This window comes from Variovorax paradoxus NBRC 15149 (assembly GCF_001591365.1).
Classification (GTDB): Bacteria; Pseudomonadota; Gammaproteobacteria; order Burkholderiales; family Burkholderiaceae_C; genus Variovorax; species Variovorax paradoxus.
On record NZ_BCUT01000006.1, the window covers coordinates 188,580 to 208,412 of the forward strand.

Sequence of the window (19,833 nt, forward strand, 5' to 3'; positions counted from 1 at the left end):
CGGGCCGCCCGGCAGGCCACGTTCAAGGCTCCGGAAAAAAAGACCAACGATGCAGGGCACGACGCGAATCGGGATTTCTGGCTGGCGCTATGCGCCATGGCGCGGCCGCTTCTATCCCAAGGGGCTGGCGCAGCGGCTCGAGCTCGACTTTGCCTCGCGCATGCTGCCCACCATCGAGATCAACGGCTCGTTCTATTCGCTGCAGCGCCCCGTGTCCTACCAGGCATGGCACGACGCGACGCCCGAGGATTTCGTGTTTGCGGTGAAGGGGCCGCGCTACATCACCCACAACCTGCGGCTCAAGGAACCGCGCGCCGCGCTGGCCAACTTCTTTGCCTCGGGCGTGTTTGCGCTGGGCGCCAAGCTCGGGCCCATCCTCTGGCAGCTGCCGCCGTCCTTCGCCTACGACGCCGATCGCCTCGAGGAATTCCTGGCGCTGCTGCCCAGGGACGGCCGCTCCGCCCTCAAGCTCGCGCGGCAGCACAACGAGAAGCTCAGCGACGAGCGTGCGTTGCTGAAGGCGCCCGCAAAGCTGCGCATCCGGCATGCGGTGGAAGTGCGCCATGCCAGCTTTGCAAATGCGGACTTCATCGCGATGCTGCGCCGCCATGGCGTCGCGCTGGTGGTGGCCGACACGGCGGGGCGCTGGCCGCTGCTTGAAGACCTCTGCGCCGACTTCGTCTACATGCGGCTGCACGGAGACAAGGAGCTCTACGCGAGCGGCGACGACGATGCCGCGCTCGACCGCTGGGCCGACCGCATCGACGCCTGGCGACATGGACGGCAGGTGAAGGATGCAAGGCTGGCCGTGCCTTCGCGCCGGCTCTCCGGGCGCAAGGGGCGCGACGTGTTCTGCTACTTCGACAACGACGTCAAGGTGCACGCGCCCTACGACGCCGCGCACCTGGCGGCCCGGCTCGGCGTGGCCACCGGGCTGGGGGAGGACGACAACTTCGAAGCGCCGCCGGACATGGCCGTGCGAAAGCCGGCGCGTGCGCGCTCAGGCCGCAAGTAGCGCGGCGCCCGCCTACCGCTTCAGTCGTGCAGCGACGAGAGAAACTGCTTCAGCTCGGCCGTCTGCGGATTGCCGAAGATGTCGGCCGGCGGCCCCATCTCGTGCACGCGGCCCTGGTGCATGAAGATGACGCGGTCGCTCACCTTGCGCGCGAAGCTCATCTCATGCGTGACCATCAGGAGCGTGATGCCTTCGTCGGCCAGCGACTCCACCACGCGCAGCACCTCGCCCACCAGCTCGGGGTCGAGCGCCGAGGTGATCTCGTCGCACAGCAGCACGGCCGGCTCCATTGCCAGCGCGCGGGCGATGGCCACGCGCTGCTGCTGGCCGCCCGAGAGCTGCTCGGGCATGGCGTCGAATTTTTCGGCCAGGCCCACGCGCTCGAGCAGCTTGCGCGCCTGCGAAGCCGCCTCCATGCCGCTGCGCTTCTTCACCAGCGTGGGTGCGAGCATCACGTTCTTGCCGACCGTGAGATGCGGAAACAGGTTGAAGCTCTGGAAGATCATGCCCACGCGCTGGCGCAGCTCGCGCATGGCCATGGCGCTCTCGTGCAGCAGGGGCTTGCCATCGACCGTGAGCGAGCCTTCCTGGAACACCTCGAGCCCGTTGATGCAGCGCAGCAGCGTGCTCTTGCCCGAGCCGCTCTTGCCGATGATGGCAATGACCTCGCCGCGCTTCACCTCGAGGTCGATGCCCTTGAGCACCTCGTTGGCGCCATACGACTTGCGCAGGGCGGTCACGCGCACGATCGGCGCGGCAAAGGTCTGGGATTCAAGCACGGCGGCCATGGGATTTCCTCTCGAGATTCTTGGCGTACAGGCTTACCGGGAAGCACAGCACGAAATAAAGCAGCGCCACGCAGCTGAACACCACGAAGGGCTGGAAGGTGGCGTTCGAAATCATGCTGCCGGCCTTGGTGAGTTCGACAAAGCCGATCACCGAGGCGAGCGCCGTGCCCTTGATCACCTGCACCAGGAAACCCACCGTCGGCGCAATGGCGATCTTCACCGCCTGCGGCAGGATCACGTGGCGCATCTGCTCATTGAAGCTCAGCGCCAGGCTGCCCGAGGCTTCCCATTGGCCCTTGGGAATGGCGGCCACGCAGCCGCGCCAGATCTCGGTGAGGAAGGCGCTGGTGTAGAGCGTGAGCGCCACGCTGGCCGCGGTCCACGCCGACACGTCGATGCCGAACAGCGCAATGCCGAAGTAGGCGAGGAACAGCTGCATCAGAAGCGGCGTGCCCTGGAACAGCTGCACGTAGAGGCCGACGGCGCGGCCCATGGCGCTGCCGCCGCGCAGCCGCAGGAACAGCAGCAGCGCGCCCACCAGCCCGCCGCCGATGAAGGCGATGAGCGAGAGCACGACGGTCCAGCGCAGCGCCATCAGCAGGTTGCGCAGGATGTCCCAGAGAGAAAAATCGACCATGGTGGTGGCGTCCTGCGTTCAGCGGCCGAAGAAGAATCTTGGCCCGGCCCAGTTGAGCAGCCTGCGCAGCGCAACGGCCAGCGCCAGGTAGAGCAGCGTGGCGACGATGAAGGCCTCGAAGGCGCGGAAGTTGCGGCTCTGGATGAGGTTGGCCGCGTAGCTCAGCTCCTCGGTGGAGATCTGTCCGCACACGGCCGAGCCCAGCATCACGATGATGATCTGGCTCACCATGGCGGGCCACACCTTCTTGAGCGCCGGCGGCAGCACCACGCGGGTGAACACCTGCACCTTGTCGAGCGCCAGGCTCACGGCCGCCTCGATCTGTCCCTTGGGCGTGGCCTCGATGCCGGCGCGGATGATCTCGGTGGAATAGGCCCCGAGGTTCATCACCATCGCAATGATCGATGCCACCTCCGGCGTGAGCTTGACGCCCGCCGCGGGCAGTCCGAAGAAGATGAAGAACAGCTGCACGATGAAGGGCGTGTTGCGGATCAGCTCCACATAGCTGCCGACCACCCAGCGCAGCCACGCCGGCCCGCTGGCGCGCGCCCAGGCGCAGGCCACGCCCACGGCCATGCCGATGACGGTGGCGATGGCCGTCAGGCCGACCGTCCACGCGATGCCCTTGGCGAGCAGCCGCCAGTCGACGAGAACAGCACCGAAGTCGAATTCCATGGCCGCGCCTTTGTTCGGGGTTCAGCGAGCGAGGCTCAGACCGGCAGGTCGCCGGCGGCCTTGCCGAGCCACTTCTTCGACATGGCGTCGAGCGTGCCGTCCTTCTTGGCGGCCGCAATGATCTCGTTGACCTTGGTCTTCAATGCGGTTTCGCCCTTGGCCACGCCGACGAAGCAGGGGCTGTCCTTCAGCAGCAGCTTGAATTCGGCGCTCACCTTCGGGTTCTTGGCGAGCATGTCGCCGGCAACCGCCGCGCTGGTGGCCAGGGTCTGCGTCTGGCCGGCCACGAAGGCCGCGATGGTGGCGTTGTTGTCCTCGAAGCGGCGGTAGTCGACGTTCGGCGGCGCCACCTTGTTCAGTTCCTGGTCTTCCATCGCGCCGCGCGTCACGGCAACGGTCTTGCCGGCCATGTCGGCAAAGCTGGTGAGCTTCATGCTCTTGGCGGCATACACGGCCTGGAAGAAGGGCGCGTAGGCGGCGGAGAAGTCGATCACCTTCTCGCGCTCGGGGTTCTTGCCGAGCGTGGAGATCACGAGGTCGGCCTTGCGCGTCTGCAGGTAGGGAATGCGGTTGGCGCTGGTCACGGGCACCAGCTCGACCTTCACGCCGAGCTTGGCGGCGATCAGCTCGGCCATTTCCACGTCCAGGCCCTGGGGCTTCATGTTCCTGTCGACCGAGCCGTAGGGCGGATAGTCGGTCGGCACGGCGATCTTGATGGTCTTGGCCTTCAGCACGTTGTCCAGCGCGTTCTGGGCCTGGGCCGTACCTGCCGCCACCAGCATGGCAACGGATGCAAGCGCGAGAGAGAGGTGGCGTTTGGACGAAGAGAAAGTCATAGCAGGGCTCCTAGGTAAGTCGATGAATCGGTGTCGTCGGGGGAGGGCGCGGCGGCCTTGCGCCGCCGGGGAACGGCCGCGGCGGTTTTCTTGTTCTTCTGCTGCAGCGGCGCCAGCGCGTCGCGCAGCTGCGCGAGCGGATCGGTCGGCGCCTGCACGCGCAGCGCCGACTGCACCGTGCCGATGTGCGCGGCCATCAGCGCCTCAGCGGCGGCGTGGTCGCCCCGCTCGAGGGCGGCGACGATCTGCACATGGTCCTCGCAGGACTGCACGGCATCGTGCGTGGACTGGTAGAGCATGGCGATCAGCGTGGTGCGCGCGGTGAAGTCGCGCAGCGTGTCGGCCAAGAGCGTGTTGCCCAGGCATTCGGCCAGGCACACGTGGAAGTCGCCGAGCAGGAAGCTGCGGTTGCCGACGTCGCTCTCTTTCAGTGCGGCCTTTTCACGCTGCAGGTGCGCCTTCAGCTGGCGCAGCGCGGCCTTGTCGATCTTGCCGGTGCTGCCCGTACTGCGGATGAGGCCGAGCTCGATGACACGCCGGGCCTCGAAGGCTTCGCGCGCCTCGTCCTGCGAGGGCTCGATCACGAACCAGCCGCGCCGCGCACTCACAGTGACGATGCCGCGCGCCGCCAGCCGGGTGAGCGCCTCGCGCACGATGGTGCGGCTGCAGTCGAACAGCATGGCCAGCGGCTGCTCGCCCAGGCGCGAGCCCGGCGCGAGCTTCTGCGCCATCACCGCCTCGACGATGCGTGCACTGATTTCGGATGCGGATGTAGACATTGGCATGCATACCAGCAGCTTTTGTGCCAACTGGTATGCAAGCTATGTGCACCGAAATGGGCCGGCGCTGCGTGCCGGTGGTGCGTGGCGCGCGGCTCAGGGTGCTGTTTTTCAGGGCGCTGCTGTTCAGGGTGCCGCTGTTCAGGGCGCGCTCCCGCCGACGGGAGACATTCGCGGAGGGAGTACCCGGTGGCCTGTGCACGCCGCCCTGAACAAGAGCGACCCGGAACTGCCAGCAATCAATCCATCCGCGCGCCCGAAGCCTTCACCGCCTTGTCCCAGCGCGGCGTCTCGGTGGCAAGAAAGCGCGCGAAGTCCTCGCTGCCCAGATAGGCCGGGTCCGCGCCCTGGCTCACCATCCGGTCGCGCACCTCTGCGCTCGTCAGCACCTGCTTGAACGCGTCGCTGAGCCTGGCGACCACGTCCCTGGGCGTGTCCTTCGGTGCGAAGAAACCGTAGAAGCCCACCACCTCGAAGCCCTTGACGCCCGACTCGATCACCGTCGGCACATCCGGCAGCGCGGGGTTGCGCTCGCGGCTGGTCACGGCCAGTGCGCGCACCTTGCCCTGCTTGTGGTAGTTGGCCGCCTGCGGAATCGACTCGGCCATGAACTGCACCTGCCCGGCCATCAGGTCCGTGAAGGCCGGGGCGCTGCCGCGATACGGGATGTGCACCATGAAGATGCCGGTGGCGGTCTTGAACATCTCCGGCACCAGGTGGCTGATGCCGCCGTTGCCGGCCGAGCCGTAGTTGACCTGGCCGGGCCGCGCCTTGGCGTAGTCGATGAACTGCCGCAGGTTCTGCACCGGCAGCTTGGGCGTGACCAGCAGGGCCAGCGGCTGCATCGCGGTGCGCGCAATGGGCACGAAGTCGCGCTGCGTGTTGTAGGGCAGCTTGCTGTAGAGCGCGCCGTTGATCACGGCCACGCCGGTGTTGGCCAGCATCAGCGTGTAGCCGTCGGGCGGGCTCTTGGCGACCGCATCGGCGCCCACCGAACCGCCCGCGCCGGGCTTGTAGTCGACGATCAGCGGCTGGCCCAGCACCGCCTGCAGCTTGTCGGTCAGGAGGCGCGCATGCTGGTCGAGCGGGCCGCCGGCCGGAAAGCCGATGACGAGCTTGATCGGCTTGTCGGGGTAGGCGGCCATGGCGGCGCCGCCGAGGCCGAAAGACGCGATCGAAAACAAAGCCGCCACGAGGGCGGTGCGGGCTGGGCGGGTCATGGATCGTCTCCTCTTTTCTTCAAGTGGAGACGATCATAAGCAGCGGCTCAAGCGGCGAGCGTCGCCTTCAGCGTGATTTCCGGCACGCTGGCCAGCGCCTTCGACAGCGGGCAGCCGGCCTTGGCGGCGGCCGCGATCTGCTGGAACTTCGCTTCCTCCAGCTTGGGCACGGCGGCGTCGAGCTCGAGCGCGATGCGGTCGATTTTGAAGCCTTCGCCGTCCTTGGCCAGCCGCACCGCGGCCTTGGTGTCGATGCGGGTGGCGGTGAAGCCCTCTTTCTCCAGGGCGAAGGCAAAGGCCATCGTCAGGCAGGCCGCATGGGCTGCGCCGACGATCTCCTCGGGGTTGGTGCCGCGCTTGTCGTCCTCGAAGCGGCTGGCGAAGCCGTAGGGATAGTCCTTGAGGGCGCCGGTCTCGGTGCTGACCTGGCCCTTGCCGGTCTTGCCGGCGCCTTCCCAGTGAACGCTTGCGTGCTTGTCTGCTGCCATGAAAACTCTCCTTCGGTCGGGGTGACGGGTGGTGGGAGACGCAGGTATCGCGCGGAACGCCGCGCTTGTCTGTAGTCGCAGGGCGCATGCGAAGAAGATCGCGAAGATCGAGCAATGCGCGCAGGGCGTCGCCAAGGTGACGCGTCCGGGGGCTTCCCCGATGGGAGCGGCGCGCGGCTCGGCTTAGGCTGCGGCCTGTCTTCTTTCTCTCCCTCTCCCTCCGCCCGCCTTGACCATGCAACCACGCCCGCACCACAAGTTCTGGCCCAAGCGCCTGCCGCATTCGATCACCGTCCCCGCCACCTCGCTGTGGCACAACCTCGCAACCTCGGCGGCGCGCTATCCGGACAAGGCCGCGCTGGTCTTCTTCGGCCGGGTGCTGAGCTATCGCGGCTTCGCGGACCAGGTCGAGCGGCTGGCCGGCACGCTGCATGCCCTGGGCGTGAAGCGCGGCGATCGCGTGGTGCTGGACATGCAGAACTGTCCGCAGCTCGTGATCGCGCATTTCGCGATCCTGCGCGCCAATGCAGTGGTGGTGCCGGTCAACCCGATGAACCGGGCCGAGGAGCTCAAGCACTACATCGTCGACCCCGACGCCAAGGTGGCCATCACCACCGGCGACCTGGCCGGCGAGCTTGCCAAGGCCAGCAACGCGCTGCCGCCCGCGCAGCAGCTGGCCCACATGATCGTGACCCAGTTCACCGACGCCTTCGACGCCGATGCGAGCGGCGACGACGCGCCGGCGCCGGCCTGGAAGGAGTGGCTCGCCACGCGCCATCCGCTGCCCGAGCTCGCGGGCGGCAAGGCCATGGCCTGGACCGACGCGCTGGCCGCGGGCCATGCGGCGCCCGAGCATGTGGTGGGCGCCAACGACATGGCGCTGCTGCCCTACACCAGCGGCACCACCGGCCTGCCCAAGGGCTGCGTGCACCACCATTCGAGCCTCATGCACAACGCGGTGGCCGGCCAGCTCTGGGGCCAGGCCACCTCGGAAGCGGTGGTGCTGGCGGTGGTGCCCATGTTCCACATCACGGGCGTGGTGAGCATGATGCACACCTCCATCCTCGCGGCGGCCACGCTGGTCATCATGCCGCGCTGGGACCGCGAGGTGGCGGGCCGGCTCATCTCGCGCTGGAAGGTCACGAGCTGGACCAACATCCCCACCATGGTGATCGACCTCATGGCCAGCCCCAACTTCGCGAGCTACGACCTGTCGAGCATCACGCACATCGGCGGCGGCGGCGCGGCCATGCCGCAGGCCGTGGCGCAGCGCCTCTTCGAGCAGTACGGCCTCAAGTACCAGGAGGGCTACGGCCTCACCGAAACCGCCGCGCCCTCGCACACCAACCCGTCGGACCATCCCAAGCAGCAGTGCCTGGGCATTCCGTTCATGAGCACCGATGCGCGCGTGGTCGACCCCGACACGCTGGCCGAAATGCCCATCGGCGAATCGGGCGAGATCATCATCCACGGCCCCGAGGTGTTCCAGGGCTACTGGAAGCGCCCCGACGCCACCCAGGCGGCTTTCGTCGAGTTCGAGGGCAAGCGCTTCTTCCGCTCGGGCGACATGGGCCGCATGGACGAGGACGGCTACTTCTTCATGACCGACCGCCTGAAGCGCATGATCAACGCGAGCGGCTTCAAGGTGTGGCCGGCCGAGGTCGAGCTGCTGATGTTCCGCCATCCCGCGATCCAGGAGGCCTGCGTCATTTCCACGCGGGACGACTACCGCGGCGAATCGGTCAAGGCGGTGGTGGTGCTGCGCGCCACGCACAAGGACACCACCGAGCAGCAGATCATCGACTGGTGCCGCGAGAACATGGCGGTCTACAAGATCCCGCGCAAGGTGCAGTTCGTCGACGCGCTGCCCAAGAGCGGCAGCGGCAAGGTGATGTGGCGGCTGCTGCAGGAAGACGAGAACGGCGCGCGGTAACAGCGGGTTCGCGGCCGGGGCGCGGCGCATTTCGCGCCGAGAATCCGGGGCTTCGACCGCCCGATTTTCCCCGCCCATGCGCCTGCGCTTTCCGTTCGCCGTTTGTCTTGCGTTGCTGCTGCCGCTGCTGTCGCAGGCCGCTTCTTCGTCCCGCACCTGCCTGGTGGTCGGCATCAGCGACGGCGACACGCTCACGGCGCGCTGCGGGCGCCTCGGTGCCTACGAGGAGGTCAAGGTGCGCATTGCCGCCATCGACGCACCTGAGCGCGCGCAGCCCTACGGCCAGCGCAGCAGGCAGGCGCTGAGCCGCATCTGCTACTTCGAGCAGGCGGTCATCACCGAGCGCGACACCGACCGCTACGGCCGCACCGTGGCCGACGTGCGCTGCAACGGCGAGGATGCGGGCACCCGCATGGTGGCCGAAGGCTGGGCCTGGGTGTACGACTTCAACGGCATCGCCACGCGCCGCGGCGGCGAACTGTTCAAGCTGCAGGACAGCGCGCGTGCGCAGCGGCTCGGGCTGTGGGCCGGCGCCAGGCCGCAGCCGCCCTGGGAATGGCGGCGCCGCCAGCGCGAGGACCACCCGGACCGCTTCCTGTTCTGAGCCTACGACTCGCTCTTGCCCCGCACGTCCGCCACCACGCGCGCATTGCGCTGGAAGCTCCAGTAGGCGCTGGCCCAGTCCATCAGCACCACGATGCGGTTGCGGAACCCGATCAGGAAGTACGCGTGCGCGAACAGCCAGAACAGCCACGCGAGCCGGCCGCTGAAGCGCAGCGGTCCCAAGGGCGTTTCCAGGTCGACCACCGCCGAATTGCGGCCGATGGTGGCCAGGTTGCCGTAGTCCCGGTAGCGGAAAGGCACGGTCGGCACGCCCGCGATGCGGCGAAGAATGTTGGCGGCCGCCGCGCGGCCCATCTGCTTGGCGCCGGGCGACACGCCGGGCACCGGCTTGGGCGGCTTGCCGGGGGCGTAGCTCAGGGCCGCGGCCAGGTCGCCCACCACGCTGATCTCGGGATGGCCCGGCAGGCTCAGGTCGGGCTCGACCTTGATGCGGCCCGCGCGGTCGCATTCGGCGCCGGTCGCCTCGCCCAGCATGCGTCCGAGCGGCGATGCCGCCACGCCCGCCGCCCACACCACGCAGCTGCTGTCGATGCGGTAGCTGGTGGCCGGAGCGCCGCTGGCACCGCCGCCGGCTTCCACTTCGAGGCCGGTGGCGTCGATGGCGGTCACGCGTGCATTGAGCCGCACCTCGACGCCCAGCCGCTGGAGCTGCTCCAGCGCCTTCTGGCTCAGGCTCTCGGGCATGGCCTGCAGCACGCGCGGCCCGCCCTCGACGAGCAGCACCTGTGCGCTCCCCGGATCGATGCGGCGGAATTCGCCGGAGAGCGTGTGCTTGGCGATCTCGGCCAGCGTGCCGGCCATCTCGACCCCCGTGGGGCCGGCGCCGATCACCACGAAGGTGAGCAGGGCGCGGCGGCGCTCGGGGTCGGTGGCGGTCTCGGCCGCCTCGTAGGACATCAGCACGCGGCGGCGGATCTCGAAGGCGTCGGACAGCGTCTTGAGGCCCGGCGCCAGGGGCGCCCATTCGTCATGGCCGAAATAGCTGTGGGCCGCGCCGGCCGCGACCACCAGGTGGTCGTAGCTCACCAGGCTGCCGTTGGCCAGCCGGACCGCGCGTGCGGCCGGATCGATGGCGCTCACTTCGCCGAGCAGCGTGGTGATGCGCGGCTGTGCGCGGAACAGGGCCCGCACCGGCGCCGCGATCGACGGCGCGGCGAGACCGGCGGTCGCCACCTGGTAGAGCAGCGGCTGGAACAGGTGGTGGTTGGTCTTTTCGATCACCGTCACGTCCACGTCGGCGCGTTCGAGCCTGCGGGCGGCTTCGAGTCCGCCGAATCCGCAGCCGACGATGACGACATGGGGGCGGGCGGAGGCGTTGGTCGTTTGCATCGAACAGATGATACGCAGCCGATACCCAGCCGCCCTGCAAGCCGGCCGATCTTGTGCCAAAGTGGCTCCCCCCACCGATGGTTGCCTGTGCCTCCCCCGGCCCACGGCGTGCTAAGGGCGCGAACTTGTCCTACGCGCCTTTGCAGCGGCCATCGGCTACAAATTGCGGTTGACCCGACTGGAGACACCATGACGCTTTCCCGGCCGATCACCCAGGCGGCGAGCGCACTGCGCGACAAGTTCCGCGAAGTGCGCGCCGCCAGCCTGGCACTCGCCGCGCCGCTCTCCGCCGAAGACCAGTGCATCCAGTCGATGCCCGACGCGAGCCCGACCAAATGGCATCTCGCGCACACGACCTGGTTCTTCGAGACCGTGCTGCTCCAGCCGCATGCGGCGGGCTACCGGCCTTTCGACGAGCGGTTCCACTACCTCTTCAACTCGTACTACGAAGCGCTCGGCCCGCGCCATCCGCGACCGCAGCGGGGGCTGCTCACGCGCCCTTCCGTGGACGAGGTGCATGCCTACCGCGCCCATGTCGACGAAGCGGTGATCGCACTGCTCGACGGCGGCGCCGGCGAGAGCGACTGGGCGGCCATCGAACCCATCGTCACGCTCGGGCTGCACCACGAACAGCAGCACCAGGAGCTGCTGCTCACCGACATCCTGCATGCCTTGTCGTGCAACCCGCTGTTGCCCGCCTACCGGCCCGCGGCCGGGCCTGCGCTGCGGCTGGCCGCCGTGCCGCCGGCCATGCGCTGGCTGCCGCAGCCCGGCGGCATGGTGCAGGTGGGCCATGAGGGGCCGCAGCAGGGCTTTGCCTTCGACAACGAAACCCCGCGCCATGCGGCGCTGCTGCAGCCCTATGCCATTGCCGACCGGCTGGTGAGCTGCGGCGACTATGCGCAGTTCGTTGCCGACGGCGGCTACCAGCGCCCCGAGCTCTGGCTCTCCGACGGCTGGGCAGCGGTGCAGGCGCAGGGCTGGCGCCATCCCGCCTACTGGCTGGCCGCCGACGATCCCCGGCTGCAGGCCCAGCAGCCGCAGGGCGGCTGGCAGGTGTTCGGCCTGCATGGCGTGCGGCCGATGGAGGCCGATGCGCCCGTGTCGCAGCTGAGCTTCTACGAGGCCGCCGCGTATGCCGAATGGGCCGGTGCGCGCCTGCCGACCGAATTCGAATGGGAAGCGGCCTTCGATGCGCCCGGCATCTCGCAGATGAGCGGCCACGTCTGGCAGTGGACGCGCTCCTCCTACGACCCGTATCCCGGCTTCAGGCCCATGCCCGGCATCGCGGCCGAATACAACGGCAAGTTCATGGTGGGCCAACTGGTGCTGCGTGGCGGCAGCGTGGCGACGCCGGCCGGGCACACGCGGCCCAGCTACCGCAATTTCTTTCCGCCGGCGGCGCGCTGGCAGTTCTCGGGGCTGCGGCTCGCGAAAGACATCTGAATCATGCGCAATCCAAGCTCCTCGTCCTCCTTTTCGTTTGCCGCCGCCCAGCCGCAGCAGCGCCAGCCTGTCGCGCCTGCCGCCGCGGAAAAAAATGCGGCGCTGCTCTCCGAGTTCGGCCGCGAGATGCAGGCGGGCCTCGCGCGCAGGCCGCGCAGCATTTCGCCCAAGTATTTTTACGACGCCGCGGGTTCGCAGCTGTTCGACCGCATCTGCGAGCTGCCCGAGTACTACCCCACGCGCACCGAGCTGCGCATTCTTGGCGAATGCGCGGGCGAGATCGCCGCGCAGGTGGGTCCGGGCGCCGAGATCGTCGAGTTCGGCGCCGGCTCGCTCACCAAGGTGCGGCTGCTGCTCGATGCGCTCGAGGCGCCCAGGCGCTACCTGCCGATCGACATTTCCGGCGAGCACCTGGCGGCCGCCGCCGAGCGGCTCAGGGCCGACTACCCGCAGCTGGCGGTGCAGCCGATCGCGGCGGACTACACCATGCCGCTGGTGCTGCCCGCGCCGCTCGCCGGTGCGGGCAAGCGCGTGGGTTTTTTCCCCGGCTCGACGATCGGAAATTTCGAGCCCGACGAGGCACTGGCCTTCCTGCAGCTCGCGGCGCGCATGCTGCGCGGCGGCGGGCTGCTGATCGGCGTCGACCTGGTGAAGGACCCGGGCCGCCTGCATGCGGCCTACAACGACGCGCAGGGCGTGACCGCGGCGTTCAACCTCAACCTGCTGCGGCGCGCCAACGCCGAGCTCGACGCGAACTTCGATCTCGAGGGCTTTGCGCACGCGGCGTTCTACAACGCGCCGAAACAGCGCATCGAGATGCACCTGGTGAGCCGGCGGGACCAGATCGTTTCGCTGAACGGCGAGCGGTTTGCGTTCGAGGAAGGGGAGACCATTCACACCGAGTACTCGCACAAGTTCACTGTGGAAGGATTGCGGGCGCTGGCTGTGAAGGCGGGGTTCCGGCCGGGGGCTGTGTGGACGGATCCGGAGAGGCTCTTCAGCGTGCATTGGTTGGGGGCTTGAATTGTTTTGAGTTTCGGGGCCGGGTCTCGCCCCGGCGGGCGACTCACTTTCTTTTGCTTCGCCAAAAGAAAGTAAGCAAAGAAAAGGCGACCCCTACTGTCTGCGTCCCTTCGCTTCGCTGCGGGCAACCTGCGGTGCTCGATTACGGCGGGGGTCCGCAGAACTCGCTCCACTGCGTTGCGCTCAAACAGCTGCGGCCCTGATCCCGCCTCCATCTCCGCTCCTCGGCGCATACAGAAGGGGTTGGAGCGGGCGGCCTTCGCTTCGCTCGGCCCCAAACCCAACAGCCAACACCAACAGGCCAACCACCGCAGGCGCTGCGCGCCTGCGGTGGCTTGGTGGCCGAGCGAAGCAAAGGCCCGTGTGGTTTCGAAGCCCCTCTGTATGCGCCGAGGAGCGCAGCGTTTCGCGGATCAGGGCTCGCCCTTGTTTGAGCGAAGCGAGTTTGGGCGAGACCCCGCGAAACGCGAGCACCGCAGGTTGCCCGCAGCGAAGCGGAGGGTCGCAGACAGTGGGGTCGCCTTTTCTTTGGCTACTTTCTTTTGGCGAAGCAAAAGAAAGTAGCTCGCCCGCCGGGGCGAGACCCGGCCCCAAAACTCAAACAAACCCAGAACCTCAATCCGTCGGCATACCGCCCCCATGGATTCGCCCCCCAAAAGCAACGGGCACAATATCCCTTCCCCGCGCGCCACCGCATCCGCCAACTGCGCCCCGCGCCCCCCGCCCCTTGGAGTGCAAGACATGAAAGCAACCTGGAACGGCGTCACCATCGCCGAAAGCGACGACACCGTGCTCGTCGAAGGCAACCACTATTTCCCGATGAGCTCGCTCAATCGCGACCACGTGACCTTCAGCAACCACAAGACCACCTGCCCCTGGAAGGGCACGGCCAGCTATTACTCGCTGCTGGTCAACGGCGAGCTCCACACCGACGCTGCCTGGTACTACGCCGACCCGAAGCCCGAGGCCGAGGAAATCCGCGACCGCGTGGCGTTCTGGAAGGACGTGAAGGTCACCGCGTCGTGACCACGGCCGCGTTCGCTCCACCCTTCGTCCAGCCTGCCGAGCTGCAGGCCGCGCTGCGCGAGCAAGGCTATGCCGTGCTGAGCCCGCAGGGCGTGAGCGACTGGCTGGGTGTGCCGCTTGCGCAGCTCGAAGCACTGCATGCCGACTGGAACGATCTCCCGCCGGACGAATACCTGAAGGACGGCGGCCGCTATCGCACGCGGCGCCACGCCTGCTTCACGGTCGAAGGCGATTCGATCGTGCAGGCGCCGCACCGCGCGCACTGGCAGCCGGTCGAATACAACGCGCTGCATGGCGGCATGCAGCGCTGGTTCGCGCCCATGCACGAAGCCACGGTGGCGCAGCCGGCCTGGCAGCGCCTGCTGCAGCGCCTGGGCGAGGCCGCGAGCGGCATGCGCGGCGCGGCGGCGGCGCAGCCGTGGTTCGTCGAGGCGCACCAGTTCCGCATCGACACCGCGGGCGGCATCGGCCGGCCCACGCCTGAAGGCGCGCACCGCGACGGCGTCGACCTGGTGGCGGTGGCGCTGGTCGGGCGCAGCGGCATCAAGGGCGGCGAGACGCGCGTGTTCGAAGCCAGCGGCCGCCGCGGCGAGCGCTTCACCATGACCGAGCCCTGGACGCTGCTCCTGCTCGACGACGCGCGCGTGATCCACGAGTCCACGCCGATCCAGCCGCTCGAGGAGGGCGGCGCCGGCTGGCGCGACACACTCGTCGTCACCTGCCGCGCCGGGGCTTTCCAGGGGGATTGATCCTGCTGGCTTGAGTCCTACAGCCACTGCCCGGCGCAGAGGTTAAATTCGGGGCCCGGCTCGGTTGCGAGCCGCGCCTGTCCGCGAACGAAAAAGTGAGGTCCGCCATGTTCAATCACATCCTGGTTCCGATCGACGGCTCCGAAACTTCCATGCTCGCGGTCAGCAAGGCCAGCGGCCTGGCGCTGGCGTTCGGAAGCCGCATCACGTTGATTCACGTGATCGACAACTACCCCTTCATCGGCGTGGGTGCGGACTATGCGCTGGGCCAGAACGAGTACCTGGCCGCGGCCACCGCGAGCGCGAATGCGGCGCTCGCCCGCGGCGTGGCGGCGCTCGCCGCCGAGGGCCTGCACAGCGACCAGCGCGTGATCGACGGCCACGTGGTGCACGAAGGCATCGTCGACACCGCCATCGCCATTGCGGCCGACCTGATCGTGATGGGCTCGCACGGGCGCAGCGGCATCGAGAAGCTGCTGCTGGGCAGCGTCACGCAGCGCGTGCTGCAGGACGCGCCCATGCCGGTGCTCGTGGTCAAGGGCGGGCTGTAAGGCGAGAGAAATCGAAGCCGGACGGGCTCTGCAGGCAAAGGCTCTGCTGCGTGACCGGGTGCACGAAGCCCAGTTCGCTGGCATGCAGCAGCAGGCGCGGCGCACGTGCCTGGACATCGGCGCTGCCGTAGAGCGCGTCTCCCAGGATCGGATGGCCGATCGACAGCAGGTGCACGCGCAACTGATGCGAGCGCCCCGTGAGCGGCTCCAGCAGCAGGTGCGTGGCCTGCGAATTCCCATCCGGTGCTGAAGACGAAGACGAAGACGAAGACGAAGACGAAGACGAAGACGAAGACGAAGACGAAGACGACAGCGCACGCCAGCGCGTGAGGCTCGGCTTGCCGGCCGGGTCCACCTTCTGCAGCGGGCGGTTGGGCCAGTCGGCCATGAGCGGCGCGTCGATGACCGACCATTCGTCCTGCACCGGCATCGCACCGTCCACGATGGCCTCGTAGCGCTTGTGCACGCGGCGCTCGGCAAAGGCATCGCCGAGCGCACGCTGCATGGCCGCGCCGCGCGCCATCAGCACCAGGCCGCTGGTCGCCATGTCGAGCCGGTGCACGATCAGCGCATCGGGCCAGCGCCGCATGGCGCGCGCGCTCAGGCAGTCCTGCTTGTCTTCGCCGCGCCCGGGCACGCAGAGCAGGCCGGCGGGCTTGTTCAGCACCAGCAGGTGGGCGTCTTCGTGGATGAGGTCGATGTCCGGCATGGGTAGCCCGGAGTGTAGAGAGCAGAGCCCGCGCTCGCTGCTGCACCTTGGCGCTGCGCTCATGCGAAGCTCATGAAGCCTCGGCTATCCTCGAACAGATGTCCGGCCCTGCCTCTTCTCCCGCCTCTTCTCCCGCCTCCGCTCCCGTTTCCCCGGGCTTTACCGAACTCCGGCGCGAGCGAGCGTTCATGCAGATGTGGGTGGCGCGGCTCTTCGGCACCGCGGCCTCGCAGATGCTGCTGGTGGCCATCGGCTGGCACATGTACGAACTCACCGGCAGCGCCTGGGACCTCGGGCTGGTGGGCCTCTACCAGTTCGTGCCGGCCTTGCTGCTCGCGCTGCTGGCCGGCCATGTGGTCGACCGCCACCACCGCGGCCGCATCGTGGCGGCCTGCTTTGCGGTGCAGGGGCTGGTGGCGCTGGTGCTGCTGCTCGCGGTGGTGCAGCGCTTCGACACGCGCGGCCTGCTGCTGGGCCTGTCGCTGGTGCTGGGCGCGGTGCGGGCCTTCCAGATGCCGGCGCAACAGGCGCTCACGCCGCTGCTGGTGCCGCCCGCGATGCTGCCGCGCGCCATGGCTTTCAGCTCGGCCGGCATGCAGGGCGCGATCATCGGCGGGCCGGCGCTCGGCGGCCTGCTGTTCGTGGCCGGCATGGCGGTGGTGTACGGCGCCAGCGTGCTGTGCTTCGCGGTGGCCTGCGCGCTGGTGCTGCGGCTGCGCTATGCCTACACGCCGGCCGCGCGCGAGCCGGTCACGCTCGCCACGGTGTTCGCGGGCGTCGATTTCATCTGGAAGCGCAAGCCGGTGCTCGGCGCCGTCTCGCTCGACCTCTTCGCGGTGCTGCTGGGCGGCGCGGTGGCGCTGCTGCCGATCTACGCCAAGGACATCCTGCACACGGGGCCCTGGGGGCTCGGCCTGCTGCGCGGTGCGCCCGCGGTGGGCGCGCTGGCGATGTCGATCGCCCTCACGCGCCGGCCCATCGAGCGCAACATCGGCCGCACGCTGCTGATGGCCGTCGGGCTCTTCGGGCTGTGCATGGTGGTGTTCGGCATTTCGCGCAGCTTCATCGTCTCGCTGATTGCGCTGGCCGTGTCCGGCGGGGCCGACATGGTCAACGTGGTGATCCGCCAGACCCTGGTCCAGCTCGAAACGCCTGACGCCATGCGCGGCCGGGTGAGCGCGGTCAATTCGATCTTCATCGGCGCCAGCAACCAGCTGGGCGAGTTCGAATCGGGCGCCACGGCGGCGCTGCTCGGGCCGGTGGGCTCGGTGGTGGTGGGCGGCGTGGGAACCATGATGGTGGCGCTGGGCTGGTTCAAGCTGTTCCCGTCGCTGGCGCGGCGCGACCGGCTGGTGGTCGCGATGCCCGCGGCGGCCAAGTAGGGCGCCGCGCCGCGGCCGTCAGAACACCGAAAACGCCTGGGGCGCATCGATCGTGAGGTCGCTCTGTGCCTCGGCCACGCAGGGCAGGATCCAGCCCTCGGCCTTTTCCTCGGCGCTCAGGCCGGGCCATTCGATGACGTGGCGGATGGAGCCCGCCACCAGCTGGCAGATGCAGGTGCGGCAGGTGCCGTTGCGGCAGGAGCTCGGCATTTCGATGCCGGCCGCCTCGGCCGATTTCAAGAGCGTGGTGCCGGCCTCGGCGTCGAAGCCGAGGCCCGACGGTTCGAGCCGGACCCTCATCGCTGCGGGGGCTGTTGTTGCTGCTGCTGCTGCTGCTCGCGGCGCTGTTCGCGCAGCATGAAGAGATAGAGGCTCTCGACCTTCTCGCGCGCCCAGGGCGTCTTGCGCAGGAACTTGAGGCTGGAGCCCACGCTCGGGTCGATGGCGAAGCAGCGGATCGGAACGAGCTCGCCGAGCTGCTCCCAGCCGTAGTGGTCGGCCAGCGCCGTGACGATGGCTTCCAGCGTGAGCCCGTGCAGCGGGTTGCGGGGCTGGGCCGGCTTGGCGGGCGCCGGGGCCGGCCCGGCGGGGGCCTCGTCGGTCACTTGTTCTTGAGCTTGCCGCGCGGGATCACCGCCGTGGTGATCGTGCGGACGGGTTCGATGCCGCCGGTGCCCACCGGCTTGGGCGGCGAAGTGTCCTTCTTCGGTTTCTTGGCTTCCTTGTTTGCGCGCTGTTGACCCTTGGCCATATCGACTCCTTTTGATGCTGCGTATGCGGCGTAGTAGCGGGCAGTTTAGCGGTGCGGCGACAATACGCAGTTCCTTTTGATTTCCCCGCATCCATGTCAGATCACGAAGTTCGCCCCGCCACCATGCGCGACGCCAAGGCCGTCGCCGAAGTCCATGCCCTGGCCGCCAAGGCTGCCTACGAAGGCATCCTGCCCGAAGAAGAGCTGCGCGTGCTGGCGCCCGCCTCCCGCGAAGCCAAGTGGCGCGAGGCCATCGAGTTCAGCGAGCCGCAGGTGCAGGTGGCGGTGCAGGACGGCGAGATCGTCGGCTTCGTCGGCTTCGACCGCTCGCGCGACCCCAAGACGCCGTCCACCACGGGCGAGATCTGGGCCCTGTACGTCAAGCCCGAGCATTGGGGCAAGGGCATCGGCGTCGCCCTCTGGGACGCCGCGCGCGAAGGCCTCGAGGAAGAGGGCTGCACCACGGTCACGGCCTGGGTGCCCATCCGCAACGACCGCGCCATGCGCTTCTTCGAGCTCGCCGGCTTCAAGCGCGAAATGAAGACCGCCAAGACCACCGCGCTGGGCACGGTGCGGGTCGAGGAAATCCGGCTCAAGCGCAGCGTTGCCTGACGCCTGAGCCCGGCGGCCGGCCGCGTACGGGTATTGCCGGCGCGCGCCGCGGTTGCGGCTAAGCTCGCCGCTTCTTTTTTTTCCACACCGACCCTTGCCATGGCCACCAGCCTGCTTCTGCTGCTCGACGACATCGCCACCGTCCTGGACGACGTCTCGGTCCTCACCAAGGTGGCCGCCAAGAAGACGGCCGGGGTGCTCGGCGACGACCTTGCGCTCAATGCGCAGCAGGTCTCGGGCGTCAAGGCCGACCGAGAGCTGCCGGTGGTCTGGGCGGTGTGCAAGGGCTCGTTCGTCAACAAGCTCATCCTGGTGCCCGCGGCGCTGGCCATCGGCACCTGGCTGCCCTGGCTGGTCACGCCGCTCCTGATGGTGGGTGGTGCCTTCCTTTGCTTCGAGGGCTTCGAGAAGCTCGCCCACAAGTTCCTGCACAGGCAGGCGCACGAGGCCGACACCGCGCGCCACGAGCGCGCCGTGGCCGACGAGGCCGTCGACGTGGTGGCGGCCGAGAAGGACAAGATCAAGGGCGCGGTGCGCACCGACTTCATTCTCTCGGCCGAGATCATCGCCATCACGCTGGGCACCGTGCAGGGCCAGTCCTTTCTCACGCAGCTCACCGTGCTGGCGGGCATTGCACTGGTCATGACCATCGGCGTCTATGGCCTGGTGGCCGGCATCGTGAAGCTCGACGACGCGGGCCTCTACCTGAGCCGGAAGGCGAGCAAGGCCGCGCAGGCCCTGGGCCGCGGCATCCTCGCGGCCGCGCCCTGGCTCATGAAGGCGCTGTCGGTGGCCGGCACCGCGGCCATGTTCCTGGTGGGCGGCGGCATCCTGGTGCACGGCGTGCCGGCCCTCGGCCATGCCGTCGAAGACTGGGCCCAGGCCACCGGCGGCGTGTTCGGCGCGCTCGGGTCGATGGGGGTGAATGCGGGCATCGGCATCGTGGCGGGCGCCATCGTGCTGGCGTGCGTGGAACTCGCCGGCAAGCTGCGCGGCAAGAAGGGCTGAGCCCTGCCGGCTGCGGGCCGGCCCGTTGCCGCGCTACTTGCCGCGCCGGACCAGCCCGACCACCACCAGCGCCACGCCCAGCACCAGCGCGAACCAGCCGACCAGGTAGGCGCCGGCCACCATCTCGAACCAGCGCGTGCCCTGCAGGAAGCGCGGCGCCAGCAGAACGGCGGCGCCGATCACGAGGCAGAGAATGCCGCGCTCGAGCGTGCGGAGTTGTCGTTTGGGTTGCGCCATGGCTTCTTCGTCTGG

24 protein-coding genes are annotated in these 19,833 nt (G+C 68.6%); 11 read left to right on the forward strand and 13 right to left on the reverse strand.

Annotated elements, in window-relative coordinates; genetic code table 11:
* Positions 1–49 precede the first annotated feature (49 nt).
* Complete coding sequence (locus VPA02S_RS24910) at positions 50–1,015, forward strand: DUF72 domain-containing protein (protein WP_062366241.1); 966 nt, start codon at positions 50–52, stop codon at positions 1,013–1,015.
* A 20-nt stretch (positions 1,016–1,035) separates the two neighbouring features.
* On the opposite strand, the gene VPA02S_RS24915 is transcribed toward VPA02S_RS24910, so the two are convergent.
* The 7 genes from VPA02S_RS24915 to VPA02S_RS24945 all read right to left on the reverse strand — a co-directional run bounded on the left by VPA02S_RS24915 (position 1,036) and on the right by VPA02S_RS24945 (position 6,438).
* Positions 1,036–1,803 (reverse strand): amino acid ABC transporter ATP-binding protein, encoded by a 768-nt coding sequence (locus tag VPA02S_RS24915; RefSeq protein ID WP_018905539.1) that lies wholly within the window; start codon positions 1,801–1,803, stop codon positions 1,036–1,038.
* The gene (locus tag VPA02S_RS24920; protein WP_062366243.1) at positions 1,787–2,440 is read right to left on the reverse strand and encodes an amino acid ABC transporter permease; all 654 of its coding nucleotides are present in this window, start codon (positions 2,438–2,440) and stop codon (positions 1,787–1,789) included. Before VPA02S_RS24920 ends, VPA02S_RS24915 begins: the two co-directional genes overlap by 17 nt.
* A gap of 18 nt (positions 2,441–2,458) precedes the next feature.
* Positions 2,459–3,115, reverse strand: coding sequence for an amino acid ABC transporter permease (locus tag VPA02S_RS24925; protein ID WP_015866447.1), 657 nt, complete (start codon positions 3,113–3,115; stop codon positions 2,459–2,461).
* Between the two features lie 35 nt (positions 3,116–3,150).
* Entirely contained in the window at positions 3,151–3,951 is an 801-nt protein-coding gene (locus VPA02S_RS24930; RefSeq protein WP_018905540.1) for a transporter substrate-binding domain-containing protein, read from the reverse strand.
* Positions 3,948–4,730, reverse strand: coding sequence for a GntR family transcriptional regulator (locus VPA02S_RS24935; RefSeq protein ID WP_015866445.1), 783 nt, complete (start codon positions 4,728–4,730; stop codon positions 3,948–3,950). Before VPA02S_RS24935 ends, VPA02S_RS24930 begins: the two co-directional genes overlap by 4 nt.
* A 239-nt stretch (positions 4,731–4,969) precedes the next feature.
* On the reverse strand, positions 4,970–5,950 hold the full coding sequence (locus VPA02S_RS24940) for a Bug family tripartite tricarboxylate transporter substrate binding protein (RefSeq protein ID WP_062366245.1): 981 nt from the start codon (positions 5,948–5,950) through the stop codon (positions 4,970–4,972).
* A 47-nt stretch (positions 5,951–5,997) separates the two neighbouring features.
* On the reverse strand, positions 5,998–6,438 hold the full coding sequence (locus VPA02S_RS24945; protein WP_018907542.1) for an OsmC family protein: 441 nt from the start codon (positions 6,436–6,438) through the stop codon (positions 5,998–6,000).
* Positions 6,439–6,673: 235 nt separating this feature from the next.
* Between VPA02S_RS24945 and VPA02S_RS24950 the strand changes: the two genes are divergently transcribed.
* Positions 6,674–8,371 (forward strand): long-chain fatty acid--CoA ligase, encoded by a 1,698-nt coding sequence (locus tag VPA02S_RS24950; protein ID WP_062366247.1) that lies wholly within the window; start codon positions 6,674–6,676, stop codon positions 8,369–8,371.
* Between the two features lie 76 nt (positions 8,372–8,447).
* On the forward strand, positions 8,448–8,975 hold the full coding sequence (locus VPA02S_RS24955) for a thermonuclease family protein (protein WP_015866441.1): 528 nt from the start codon (positions 8,448–8,450) through the stop codon (positions 8,973–8,975).
* 2 nt (positions 8,976–8,977) lie between these two features.
* Here the strand turns inward: VPA02S_RS24955 and VPA02S_RS24960 are convergent, their stop codons facing one another.
* On the reverse strand, positions 8,978–10,324 hold the full coding sequence (locus VPA02S_RS24960) for an NAD(P)/FAD-dependent oxidoreductase (protein ID WP_018907545.1): 1,347 nt from the start codon (positions 10,322–10,324) through the stop codon (positions 8,978–8,980).
* A gap of 189 nt (positions 10,325–10,513) precedes the next feature.
* On the opposite strand from VPA02S_RS24960, the gene egtB reads away from it, so the two are divergent.
* From egtB to VPA02S_RS24985, 5 genes are all read left to right on the forward strand, one after another.
* Positions 10,514–11,770, forward strand: a complete 1,257-nt coding sequence (gene egtB, locus VPA02S_RS24965; RefSeq protein WP_062366249.1) for an ergothioneine biosynthesis protein EgtB — start codon at positions 10,514–10,516, stop codon at positions 11,768–11,770.
* 3 nt (positions 11,771–11,773) lie between these two features.
* The gene (gene egtD, locus VPA02S_RS24970) at positions 11,774–12,793 is read left to right on the forward strand and encodes an L-histidine N(alpha)-methyltransferase (protein WP_062366250.1); all 1,020 of its coding nucleotides are present in this window, start codon (positions 11,774–11,776) and stop codon (positions 12,791–12,793) included.
* Positions 12,794–13,534: 741 nt separating this feature from the next.
* On the forward strand, positions 13,535–13,819 hold the full coding sequence (locus VPA02S_RS24975) for a DUF427 domain-containing protein (RefSeq protein WP_015866436.1): 285 nt from the start codon (positions 13,535–13,537) through the stop codon (positions 13,817–13,819).
* Complete coding sequence (locus VPA02S_RS24980; protein WP_018906259.1) at positions 13,816–14,568, forward strand: 2OG-Fe dioxygenase family protein; 753 nt, start codon at positions 13,816–13,818, stop codon at positions 14,566–14,568. The genes VPA02S_RS24975 and VPA02S_RS24980 overlap by 4 nt, the downstream gene beginning before the upstream one ends.
* 107 nt (positions 14,569–14,675) lie before the next feature.
* Entirely contained in the window at positions 14,676–15,119 is a 444-nt protein-coding gene (locus VPA02S_RS24985) for a universal stress protein (RefSeq protein WP_015866434.1), read from the forward strand.
* Here the strand turns inward: VPA02S_RS24985 and VPA02S_RS24990 are convergent.
* A complete protein-coding gene (locus VPA02S_RS24990; protein WP_062366252.1) occupies positions 15,103–15,828 on the reverse strand; it encodes an RluA family pseudouridine synthase in 726 nt (241 codons plus the stop codon). The genes VPA02S_RS24985 and VPA02S_RS24990 overlap by 17 nt on opposite strands.
* A 188-nt stretch (positions 15,829–16,016) precedes the next feature.
* Between VPA02S_RS24990 and VPA02S_RS24995 the strand changes: the two genes are divergently transcribed.
* Positions 16,017–17,210, forward strand: a complete 1,194-nt coding sequence (locus VPA02S_RS24995; protein ID WP_062366253.1) for an MFS transporter — start codon at positions 16,017–16,019, stop codon at positions 17,208–17,210.
* Between the two features lie 18 nt (positions 17,211–17,228).
* On the opposite strand, the gene VPA02S_RS25000 is transcribed toward VPA02S_RS24995, so the two are convergent.
* From VPA02S_RS25000 to VPA02S_RS32025, 3 genes are read right to left on the reverse strand one after another with little or no spacing between them, the layout of a single operon-like run.
* Complete coding sequence (locus tag VPA02S_RS25000) at positions 17,229–17,510, reverse strand: 2Fe-2S iron-sulfur cluster-binding protein (protein ID WP_062366255.1); 282 nt, start codon at positions 17,508–17,510, stop codon at positions 17,229–17,231.
* Positions 17,507–17,815, reverse strand: coding sequence for a VF530 family protein (locus VPA02S_RS25005; protein ID WP_062366257.1), 309 nt, complete (start codon positions 17,813–17,815; stop codon positions 17,507–17,509). Before VPA02S_RS25005 ends, VPA02S_RS25000 begins: the two co-directional genes overlap by 4 nt.
* Positions 17,812–17,961, reverse strand: a complete 150-nt coding sequence (locus VPA02S_RS32025; RefSeq protein WP_015866429.1) for a hypothetical protein — start codon at positions 17,959–17,961, stop codon at positions 17,812–17,814. Before VPA02S_RS32025 ends, VPA02S_RS25005 begins: the two co-directional genes overlap by 4 nt.
* A 93-nt stretch (positions 17,962–18,054) precedes the next feature.
* Between VPA02S_RS32025 and VPA02S_RS25010 the strand changes: the two genes are divergently transcribed.
* A complete protein-coding gene (locus tag VPA02S_RS25010; protein ID WP_018906264.1) occupies positions 18,055–18,573 on the forward strand; it encodes a GNAT family N-acetyltransferase in 519 nt (172 codons plus the stop codon).
* 99 nt (positions 18,574–18,672) lie between these two features.
* Positions 18,673–19,581 (forward strand): DUF808 domain-containing protein, encoded by a 909-nt coding sequence (locus VPA02S_RS25015; RefSeq protein ID WP_062366259.1) that lies wholly within the window; start codon positions 18,673–18,675, stop codon positions 19,579–19,581.
* Positions 19,582–19,614: 33 nt separating this feature from the next.
* Here VPA02S_RS25015 and VPA02S_RS25020 read toward each other — a convergent pair whose 3' ends face one another.
* A complete protein-coding gene (locus tag VPA02S_RS25020) occupies positions 19,615–19,818 on the reverse strand; it encodes a hypothetical protein (RefSeq protein WP_015866426.1) in 204 nt (67 codons plus the stop codon).
* Positions 19,819–19,833 lie beyond the last annotated feature (15 nt).